A 3,062-nucleotide genomic window follows, 5' to 3' on the forward strand; every position below is an offset into this window, starting at 1 on the left:
GAGAAGCGCCTTGTTGGCGGTCACCACCGGCTTACCGAGACGGATCGCCTCCAGAACATAGTCCTTCGCTGCGCCGGTCCCGCCGACGAGTTCCACCACGATCCGCACATCGGGGTTCCGCACGACCTGGAATCCGTCGGAGGTAAGAACCCCTTCCGGAAGCTTGACGCCCCGGTCGCGGGCCGTGTCGATGTCGGCGATCCCGCAGATCCGCAGAGGTACCCCGACGCGGCGGCGCAGCAGCTCGGCGTTCTCAAGCAAAAGCTTCGCGGTCCCCGTCCCCACCGTGCCGAAGCCGACGATGCCGACTCCTATTTCCTTCAGGCTTTCGCTCATCGTATCCTTGCCTTGACGTGGGCGGGGGACTGCAGGAGCGTCTTCACGCCCCGGATGGCCTGCCGGATCCGGTGCTCGTTCTCCACCAGCGCAAACCTCACGTACCCCTCGCCGTGCTCCCCGAACCCGACCCCGGGCGATACCGCCACCTTGGCCTTGGACAGGAGCAGCTTCGAGAATTCAAGAGATCCCAGTGACGCGAACTGCTCCGGGACCGGCGCCCACACGAACATGGTGCCCATCGGCTTTGGGAACTCCCAGCCGATGCGGGCAAGGCCGTCCACGAGGCAGTCGCGCCGCTTCCGGTACACTTCGACCGCCTCGTCCACGACCCTGTGGGGGCCGTTCAGGGCTACCGTCGCCGCCACCTGTATCGCCTGGAACATCCCGTAGTCGAGGTAGCTCTTGAGCCGTGTAAGGGCGTTGATCATCTTCTTGTTGCCGACGACGAACCCGACTCGCCAGCCGGGCATGGAGTAGCCCTTGGACATCGAGTAAAGCTCCACCGCGACATCCTTGGCGCCGGGCACCTGCAGGATCGAAGGCGCCTTGTACCCGTCGAACACCAGGTCGGCGTAGGCCAGGTCATGGATCACGAGGATCCCGTGCTCCTTCGCGAAAGCCACCACCCGCTTGAAGAAGGCCAGGTCGACCACCTCCGTGGTCGGGTTGTGCGGATAGGAGATGATCATCACCTTCGGCTTGGGCCACAGCGTCTTGATGGCGCGCTGGGCGCGGTCCATGAAATCGCCCTCGCCGCTAGTCAGCGAGATCGACCGCACGTCCGCACCTGCGATGACGACCGAATACGCGTGGATCGGATAGGTGGGGTTCGGGACCAGCGCGATGTCGCCGGGTCCCATGATCGCCATGACCAGGTGCGAGATCCCCTCCTTGGCGCCGATCGTGGCGATCGCCTCCGTGTTCGGATCGAGCTCCACGTCGTACTTGCGCTTGTACCAGGTGCAGATCGCCTGGCGCAGTTTCGGTATCCCGCGCGAAAGCGAATACCTGTGGTTGCGCGGATTCCTGGCGGCCTCGACCAGCTTGTCCACGATGTGCTTGGGCGTGGGGAGGTCCGGATTCCCCATCCCGAGGTCGATTACGTCTTCGCCCGCCTGCCGCATCTTCGATTTCAGTTCCGTGACAACAGCAAGTACGTAAGGCGGGAGTCGCTTGATTCTTGGGAACTCTTCCATCGGCCCTCTCCCGGAAAGTTTAAAAAGGAAATTCTAAAGAATTACGGCGTTTAAGTCAATTTCGGGAGCGCCTACTGTCATGACTCTTTGATTATGTCCCCCTGCTGACTCGTTAGAAATGTCCCCTTACAATCCTCCCCGGTGATTTCGGCCGGGAGGGGGCAATGGGAGGACATCTTCTCATGAGTAAAAAGGAACGGATCCGCAAGGTGATTTTCGACGGAGTTACGGAAGGACGCCTGATCCTCCGGGAAGCGGCGGCGAGGCTTTCGATCTCCTATCGGCAGGCCAAGAGGATCTACCGGCGCTATCGGTTGGAGGGAGACGCGGGGCTGTTGCACAAGGGCCGGAGCCGTCCTTCCAACCGCGCCAAGCCTTCCGCCCTTCGGGAGAAGGCGCTCTCCCGCTATCTGGGGCGGTACAAGGGATTCGGTCCCACTTTGGCGTGCGAGAAGCTGGCGGAAGAAGGGATTTGGCTCGACCACGAGACGCTGCGGCGCTGGCTGATCCAGGAGAGATTGTGGGCCCCTCCCAAGCCCGGGGTCCGGCACCGGGCCTACCGGGAGCGGAAGGCGCGGTTCGGGGAGATGCTGCAGCTCGATGGAAGCCACCACCGCTGGTTCGGCAAGCAAACCCCCGAGGCCTGTCTTTTGAACCTGGTGGATGATGCCACGGGCACGACGCTCTCGCTGCTGCGGGAGCACGAAGACACGGAAGGCGCGATGCAGTTGTTATGGCGTTGGATCGAGCGCTTCGGGGCTCCCATGGCCCTGTATACCGACAAGCATCACATTTACGTTGCCTCCCGCGAGCCCACGCTGGAGGAGGCCTTGGCGGGGGAAGAGCCGCTGACGGCCTTTGGGCGGGCCTGTCACAAGCTGGGAATCCAGATCCTCACGGCGCATTCCCCCCAGGCCAAGGGCCGCGTGGAGCGCAAGCACGGCGTGTACCAGGACCGGTTCCAGAAGGAGCTCGCCCTGTTGGGGATAAAGACGATCCCGGAAGCCAACGAGGTGCTCCAAAACAGCTTCGTGGAGGATCTGAATCGGCGATTCGCGGTGCCTCCCGTCGATCCGGCGGACGCCCACCGGCCGCTGGCGGCCGGAGAAACCCTGGCGGGGATTTTCTGTTGGGAGGACCAACGGCGCGTGCAAAACGATTTCACCCTGCGGCACGACAACCGCTGGTTTCAGATCGCTCGCACCAACCGCCTCCTGCCCAAACCCAAGAGTCCGGTCACGGTCCGCACCTTGCTCGACGGAACGGTGGAGGTCTGGTTCAAAAATCAGCGGATGGACATCGTGCCCCTCGAGGGAAGGCCGGGAAAAGCCCGAATCGAACCGCCGACGAAAAAACCGCGAGCGGTCTATCACCCGCCGCGTACCCATCCGTGGCGCCGTCCCGCCAATCCGCAAATCGCCGCGCAATGGCGACGGGCGGACCAAGAACCAAAGGGGACATTTCTAACGAGTTAAACCGGGGGACATTTCTAAAGAGCTTTGACATTTCGGGAGCGCCTACCGGCCC

At 62.8% G+C, this 3,062-nt stretch carries 3 protein-coding genes; 1 reads left to right on the forward strand and 2 read right to left on the reverse strand.

Annotation, left to right across the window (positions count from 1 at the left end):
- Nucleotides 1-336: homoserine dehydrogenase (locus HY896_02370; GenBank protein MBI5575191.1), on the reverse strand; the 336-nt coding region annotated here is incomplete at its 3' end.
- The gene (locus tag HY896_02375; protein MBI5575192.1) at nucleotides 333-1,535 is read right to left on the reverse strand and encodes an aminotransferase class I/II-fold pyridoxal phosphate-dependent enzyme; all 1,203 of its coding nucleotides are present in this window, start codon (nucleotides 1,533-1,535) and stop codon (nucleotides 333-335) included. The genes HY896_02375 and HY896_02370, both read right to left, overlap by 4 nt.
- A gap of 182 nt (nucleotides 1,536-1,717) precedes the next feature.
- Here HY896_02375 and HY896_02380 point away from each other — a divergent pair, with 182 nt between their 5' ends.
- Nucleotides 1,718-3,010, forward strand: a complete 1,293-nt coding sequence (locus tag HY896_02380) for an ISNCY family transposase (GenBank protein MBI5575193.1) — start codon at nucleotides 1,718-1,720, stop codon at nucleotides 3,008-3,010.
- The last annotated feature ends 52 nt before the right edge of the window (nucleotides 3,011-3,062 follow it).

This window comes from Deltaproteobacteria bacterium (genome assembly GCA_016218975.1).
In the GTDB taxonomy this organism is placed as follows: Bacteria; Desulfobacterota; Deferrimicrobia; order Deferrimicrobiales; family Deferrimicrobiaceae; genus JAENIX01.